Origin of the sequence: Halorientalis persicus (assembly GCF_900110215.1) — an archaeon.
GTDB lineage: Archaea > Halobacteriota > Halobacteria > Halobacteriales > Haloarculaceae > Halorientalis > Halorientalis persica.
In genome coordinates, this window is the sequence record NZ_FOCX01000022.1 from 68,297 (window position 1) to 74,988 (window position 6,692).

At 65.9% G+C, this 6,692-nt stretch carries 8 protein-coding genes; 3 read left to right on the forward strand and 5 right to left on the reverse strand.

Annotated features, from left to right (window positions below):
• Nucleotides 1-476 precede the first annotated feature (476 nt).
• From nth to BMX17_RS18725, 4 genes are all read right to left on the reverse strand, one after another.
• On the reverse strand, nucleotides 477-1,160 hold the full coding sequence (gene nth, locus BMX17_RS18710; RefSeq protein WP_092662944.1) for an endonuclease III: 684 nt from the start codon (nucleotides 1,158-1,160) through the stop codon (nucleotides 477-479).
• A gap of 77 nt (nucleotides 1,161-1,237) precedes the next feature.
• A complete protein-coding gene (locus tag BMX17_RS18715; protein ID WP_092662946.1) occupies nucleotides 1,238-1,615 on the reverse strand; it encodes a hypothetical protein in 378 nt (125 codons plus the stop codon).
• A 2-nt stretch (nucleotides 1,616-1,617) separates the two neighbouring features.
• Nucleotides 1,618-1,842: a hypothetical protein gene (locus BMX17_RS18720; protein ID WP_092662948.1), complete on the reverse strand. Its 225-nt coding sequence runs from the start codon at nucleotides 1,840-1,842 to the stop codon at nucleotides 1,618-1,620.
• A gap of 103 nt (nucleotides 1,843-1,945) precedes the next feature.
• Entirely contained in the window at nucleotides 1,946-3,088 is a 1,143-nt protein-coding gene (locus tag BMX17_RS18725) for an acyl-CoA dehydrogenase family protein (RefSeq protein ID WP_092662950.1), read from the reverse strand.
• 94 nt (nucleotides 3,089-3,182) lie between these two features.
• On the opposite strand from BMX17_RS18725, the gene BMX17_RS18730 reads away from it, so the two are divergent.
• From BMX17_RS18730 to BMX17_RS18740, 3 genes are all read left to right on the forward strand, one after another.
• Entirely contained in the window at nucleotides 3,183-3,980 is a 798-nt protein-coding gene (locus BMX17_RS18730; RefSeq protein WP_092662952.1) for an RIO1 family regulatory kinase/ATPase domain-containing protein, read from the forward strand.
• A 93-nt stretch (nucleotides 3,981-4,073) separates the two neighbouring features.
• On the forward strand, nucleotides 4,074-4,457 hold the full coding sequence (locus BMX17_RS18735) for a hypothetical protein (protein WP_092662954.1): 384 nt from the start codon (nucleotides 4,074-4,076) through the stop codon (nucleotides 4,455-4,457).
• A gap of 74 nt (nucleotides 4,458-4,531) precedes the next feature.
• Nucleotides 4,532-6,058: an aldehyde dehydrogenase family protein gene (locus BMX17_RS18740; protein ID WP_092662956.1), complete on the forward strand. Its 1,527-nt coding sequence runs from the start codon at nucleotides 4,532-4,534 to the stop codon at nucleotides 6,056-6,058.
• 226 nt (nucleotides 6,059-6,284) lie between these two features.
• Here the strand turns inward: BMX17_RS18740 and BMX17_RS18745 are convergent.
• Nucleotides 6,285-6,692, reverse strand: a 408-nt coding sequence (locus tag BMX17_RS18745; protein ID WP_139203580.1) for an IS6 family transposase, incomplete at its 5' end; no start/stop codon positions are given.

Consider the following 6,692-nt stretch of genomic DNA (forward strand, 5'->3'; position numbering starts at 1 on the left):
CGATCCGGGTCGGTGCTGGCCGATCGACCCCGTGTGGTGGGTGCTAGTGGGTAGGGGGAGAGTATCGCGCGAAGACGACGTGTCGTCGCCGTCCGACGGGCCGACGCGGATCGCACCGTGCGACTGATCGTCAGTGACACCGAATCTGCCCGAGAGTGCGGCGTCCCAGCGTGCGTCGGCCACGTCTCGTCTCCGTAGGGCCTTCCTATCGACCCTACGATTCAGTAAGCGCATGATAGCCGTATAACCGTTTTTTCGGGCTGATCGGGCTTGTAGGCCGGCTCTTCAGTTATCGCTACCGCTTGGCTGTGGATGGTTGCGACCCGTACACGACTCGGTAGAGGGCTGGCGGCCAGCTTCTCCCCCGCGAGCGCCGACGCGTCGCGTCCGCGGTAAGCCGCCCTGAACACGGTCATCGATCTGCTGGCGATGACTGCGAGCGACGATCGACCGGGATACCGAGAGTAAGGGGCTCCCTACCAGGCCTCGCCGCTGGCGAGGTCCACGTCGCCGTCCACTTTCGATGAGGGACAGATGTCCTCGAGGACACAGTCCGCACAGTCGGGATTGCGTGCCGTACAGGTCGCCCGGCCGTGGCTGATCAGCAGGTGGGTGAAGTCCTGCCACTCCGACTCGGGGACGATCGGCATGAGGTCCTGCTCGATGGCTTCCGGGCGTTCGGCCTCGGTGATGCCGAGTCGGCGTGTCAGCCGCTGGACGTGCGTGTCGACGACGATCCCCTCGACGACCTCGTGACCGTGCTGGAGGACCACGTTGGCCGTCTTCCGGCCGACGCCCTGGAGGTCGGTCAACTCGGCCATCGTGTCCGGGACTTCGCCGTCGTGTTCCTCGACGATGGTCCGGCAGGCGTTTTTGATGTACCCCGCCTTGTTGTTGTAGTAGGTGATGGAGTTCAGGTCCTCTGCGAGTTCCTCCTCGTCGACCTCGGCGTAGTCCTCGGCCGACTCGTACTTTTCGAAGAGGTGTTCGGTCTCCGTGTTGACCCGCTCGTCGGTACACTGGGCCGAGAGGATCACGGCGATCAGCAGTTCCAGCCGGTTGGAGAAGTTCAGGGAGATCGTGGTGTCGGGATACTCGGCGTGGAGTCGGTCGATGACTTCCTGCGTCTGGTCCTCGCGCGAGGAAAGCGGCGTACCCATGCCCGAGTGGCGGTTCGCGGTGAACTTGGCACTATCGGGTTCGAGCGTGCGACCGCGCCGCGACCCGTTCGCGTCGTTCAGCGCAGGCGCAACACGGCCGGAACCACCGCTCGGGGCCGGATCTCGACCGGTCCCATCGACAGCGCCCAGTCGAGACGGCTCGGCGTCGCATCCGCACCGACGACTGCGATCACTGCGTCCCCGACGCGGATCTCTGCCGTTTCACCCGCTTCGTCGAGGATCCGGGCGAGTCGCCCGAGCCGACCGCGCTCGGTACGACCGAGCCGGACGCCGTCCCACACGGAGGGAACCTGCACGCGGACGCGGTCGTCGACCGTGCTGATCGCGAGATCGATCCCGTCGATCGTCACGGAGAGGTTCGCGGTGATGTCGAGCCGGTCGTTCGCACGCGCTACCCGCCCGACGGTGGTGGCGAGATCACTGCCCGTCGCCACGCTCAGTCACGCTCTTCGGTCGTGATACGAACTGTGCCGTCGACCTGCCAGTGGGCGTGCTCCGCGTCCTCGCCCACCTTGCTCGGGACGGCTACCTCCATGTCCTCGAACTCGTAGACGATCTCGGCACCCCGACCGGTCAGTCGGTCGTAGAGACCGATCGCGAGCTCCGGCCAATTGGTCGTTTCCTCGATCGTCTCGTCCGGGTCTGTGTCAGAGTCACTCACGTACCTAATCCAGGATTCGTCGTACTTATAGTTACGCCGCGGTCCGCACCGTTGCCACACGGGCGGCCCGCCTCGAACCGCCGAACTGCGCCCGGGGTGACACCTACAGTCCGAGTTCGTCACCGAGGATGGCGTGTTGAATCTCGCTGGTCCCTTCACCGATCTCCATCAGCTTGGCGTCCCGATAGAACCGCTGGGGGGAGAAGTCCTCGGTGTAGCCGTAGCCACCGAGCACCTGCACGGCGTCCTCGGCGACCTCCCGGGCAATTTCGCTGGCGTCGAGTTTGGCCAGCGAGGAGAGCCGAGTGGCGTCGCCGCCGTCGTCGTAGGTCGTCGCGGCCTTGTGGGTCAGCAGGCGAGCGCGTTCGATCTTGCGGTCCATCGAGACGAGTTTGTCCCGGATGGCGTCGAACTTCGAGATCGACTGCCCGAACTGCTCGCGCTCGCGCGCGTACTCTCCTGCGGCGTCGAACGCTCCCTGGGCCAGCCCGACCGAGAGTGCCGCGATCGAGATGCGGCCGCCGTCGAGTGTCTTCATCGTCTGTGTCCAGCCCTCGCCTTCGCCGCCGAGCAGGCGCTCCTCGGGGATCCAGCAGTCCTCGAACTGGATCTCACAGGTCGGCGAGGCGTTCAGCCCCATCTTGTCCCAGACGGTCGAGACCGAGAAGCCGTCGTCGGCCTCGGGGTCGACGATGAACGTGGAGATGCCGTCGTATCCGGCCTCGGGGTCCGTGACGGCTTTCACGAGGATGGAATCGGCGACGCTGGCGTTGGTGATGAACTGCTTGGTCCCGTTCAGGACGTAGCCGTCGCCGTCCCGCTCGGCGGTCGTCTGCATATTCGAGGCGTCGCTCCCCGAACTGGGTTCGGTCAGGGCCCACGCGCCCATTCCCTCGCCTTCCGCGAGCGGCCGGAGCCACTCCTCTTTCTGTTTTTCGCTCCCGAAGGCCTCGATGGGTTTCGCGCCCAGCGACGTGTGGGCGACGAAGGAGAGGCCGACGCTGCCCGAGACGCGGCCGAGTTCCTCGGCGACCAGCGCGTACATGAGGTAGTCGCCGCCCAGCCCGCCGTACTCCTCGGCGACGGGGACGCCCATCACGTCCAGGTCGGCCAGTTCGTCGAATATCTCCGCGGGGAACCGGTGGTCGTCCTCGATGTCCTGTGCGATGGGCTCGATCTCTTCGGCACAGAACTCGCGAACCGTCTCCCGGATCATCCGGTGTTCGTCGGGGAGGTCGAAGTCCATGGCGCTCCATAGCACGGCGCCGACAAAAGCTCTCGGCCGTCGACCCGGTTGCAGGGCCGAAAGGCTTTGTCCGTGGCCCGTCTCCCTCGAACCGATGGCGATCCGTCGACTGCTCAGGGGCCAGCTATCGGCAGCGGCGGTCGAACCGATCGTCGAGGCGGTCGCCCAGCGGTACGACCTGTCGGCCAACCGCGTGACCTTTCTGGAGGCGGACAACTGGCTGTCGACACCGCTGGTGATCGACGAGGAGGTGTTCGTGAAGGTCATCACCGACCGGCACACGCTCGTTCACGCGCTCCTGACCGCGGGCCGGAACCTCGGCGCGTTCTCAAGCGGCACCGAGGGATTCTTCGAGCACTTCGACTCGCCGGTCGAGATGGCCGAACACGAACTTGCCGCGACCCGGCGGATGCGCGAACTCGGCCTCAACGTTCCCGAACCGCTGGAGGCTTTCGAGGTCGACGGCTTCGGTGTCCTCGTGCTGGAGTATCTCCCCGAGTTCCGGACGCTCGACCAGCTGGACGCGGCGACCGTCGAGGGTCACGCCCAGGACCTGTTCGCGGCGCTCTCGACGATGCACGCCGACGGCCTGGTCCACGGCGACCTCCGGGCGGAGAACGTGCTGGTCGCCGACGGTGACCTCTACTTCATCGACGCGACGAACGTCCGCGGGGACGCCCTCGACGACGCACAGGCCTACGACGTGGCCTGTGCGCTGGGGGCACTAGCACCCGAGATCGGGGCGCGAGCGGCCGTCGGGGCAGCGTTGACCGCGTACTCGCCCGCCGACCTGCTCGACGCGCGAGCGTTCCTCGATTTCGTCAACATTCGCCCGGATCACAGTTTCGACGCGGCCGCGGTCAAAGGTGAGATCGAGCGAGAGGCGACCTGACGGCCCCTCGACCGTTTCACTCCTAACGGTTGGCGTACTTCGGGAGTAAGCGGTGGATAGCTATCACGCTGGGTTCGGAACCGCCGCGTGCCGATGACTCGACTCACACGCCGACGACTGCTCGGTGCGACAGCCGCGGCCGCCGCCGCGCTGGCGGGCTGTGCCGGCCCGGAAGACGGCGGTAACGAGACCAGTCCCGAGGGGGAGGCGGGCGGTACGCCGGACGGTGGGGGACTCGGTGGAACGCCCGAAGAGGGGATGGAGACGCCCACGGAGGATGGCATGGAGACACCGACCGACGAGGGGATGGAGACGCCAACGGCGGATAGCGGTACACCCGAGGAGGAGACGCCGACGATACCGGGTGAGGAGACGACCACAGACGGACCGATGCTGCCGGGCGAAGAGACTACTGAGGGAACCCCATCGATGCCCGAAAACGAGACCACCACGACGGAAGACGGTGGGTTCCTCTGACCTGACTCTCGGCCACCGAACCGCCGACCAGGGATGGACTTTTACCCTCGCCGGTGCAATTTTTGCCGGAGTATATGAGCCAGCAAGTCACGGGTCCGGCGGGCCACTACGTCGACGGCGAGTGGATCGAGAGCGGCAGTGAGACCTTCGAGAGCGTCGATCCAGCGACCGGCGAGACACTCGGCGAGTTCCACCGCGGGACACCGGCCGAGGTCGAGCGCGCCGTGACGGCAGCCAAAGCGGCGTTCGCGGACTGGCGCGCCCTCTCGTACGTCGACCGGGCGGAACACCTCTGGGAGGTGTTTCACGAACTCAGGGATCGTCACGAGGAACTGGGCGAGATCGTCACCCGCGAGTGTGGCAAAGAGATCAGTGAGGGCAAGGCGGACGTGACCGAGGCCTGGCACATGGTCGAGTGGGCCGCGGGCAACGCCCGGCACCCCCACGGCGACGTGGTCCCCAGCGAGATCGCCAGCAAGGACTCGTATATGCGGCGCAGTCCGCGCGGCGTCGTCGGCTGTATCACGCCCTGGAACTTCCCCGTCGCCATCCCGTTCTGGCACATGGCCGTCGCCCTCGTCGAGGGCAACACCGTCGTCTGGAAACCCGCCGAACAGACGCCGTGGTGTGGCCAGGTCGTCGCGGAGATACTCGACGATGCCGGCGTCCCACCGGGCGTGTTCAACATGGTCCAGGGCCTCGGCGAGGCCGGCAACGCCATCGTCGAGGACGACCGCGTCGACACCCTCCTGTTCACCGGGTCAGCCGAGGTCGGCCACGCCATCGCGGACAAACTCGGCGGCGAACCCGGTCGCGAGGTCGCCCTGGAGATGGGTGGGAAAAACGCCATCGTGGTCACCGAGGACGCGGATCTGGACGTGGCCGTCCACTCCGCGGTGATGTCGGCGTTCAAGACCACCGGCCAGCGCTGTGTCTCGGCCGAGCGCCTGATCGTCCACGAGGCCGTCTACGACGAGTTCAAATCCAGGTTTGTGAGCCTCGCCGAGGACGTGTCGGTCGGGGACCCCCTCGACGAGTCGACGTTCATGGGGCCGGTCGTCGACGGGAGCCAGGTCGAGAAGTTCCACGAGTACAACGCCCTCGCGCGCGATGAGGGCGTGGACGTGCTGGTCGATCGCGCCGACCTCGATGCCTCCGAGATCCCCGCGGACGGCCAGGACGGCTTCTGGGTCGGCCCGTTCGTCTACGAGACCGAGTACGACCCCGAGATGCGCGTCCTGCAGGTGGAGGTGTTCGGGCCCCACGTCGCCCTGATCCCGTACAGTGGGGACATCGAGCGCGCCGTCGAGATCCACAACGACGTGCCCTACGGGCTAGCGGGAGCCATCGTCTCGGAGGACTACCGACAACTCAACTACTACCGCGACTACGCCGAGGTGGGGCTCGCCTACGCCAATCTCCCCTGTATCGGCGCGGAGGTCCAGTTGCCCTTCGGCGGCGTCAAGAAGTCGGGGAAGGGCGCACCGAGCGCCCGCGAGGTGATCGAGGCGGTCACCGAGCGGACGGCGTGGACGCTCAACAACTCGAAAGACATCGAGATGGCCCAGGGGCTGTCGGCGGATATCAGGACCGAGGAGTGAACGCGTCGAAACCGGCCCGGCCGGCCGGCATCCCGGCCGGAGTCGGTCTCGCCGACGGGACGAGTCGGCTGGCGTCTTTCGACGCCGCCGGACGGACCGAGTGGCGGTGGCCGAGCAGCGAGGCGGGCGCCTGTTAGGTGCCGGTGTGACGTGAAAAGCGCCGTACCGGCAGCCACTCGTACGGCTGCCCGCCGCTTAAATATTCGGACCGATCACCGGGTCGTGTTTAGTTAATCGAATTGTGCCACCTCGCATGAGCGAGTAACCAATTTTCGGCTGTCTTCGGTTCGACGTGACTGAAGCAGTTCGAAAACGAAGAGGTTCGTCGTTTTACCTCGCGGTAAACACGCTCGACGGCATTCCGATTTCCATGGGTCAAATGCTGAAATCGGAGGCTGTGTCGGCTGAGTGCGGTTTGGAGCCATGGCGCGCCATCGACCAAAAAGAGCGACTCAGCCACGTCGTGTTTTTGCTTCAGTTCGCGCAAGAACCGTTCTGTCAGGGCGGTTGTTCGGGCCGGTAGCAGCCGTGAATGGAGGATTCTGTTTGTTTCCGGCTCGACGGCGGTGTACAGCCAGAACTGTTCGTCGTTGATCCGAATCACGGTCTCGTCGAGCGCAACGTGATTCGGGCA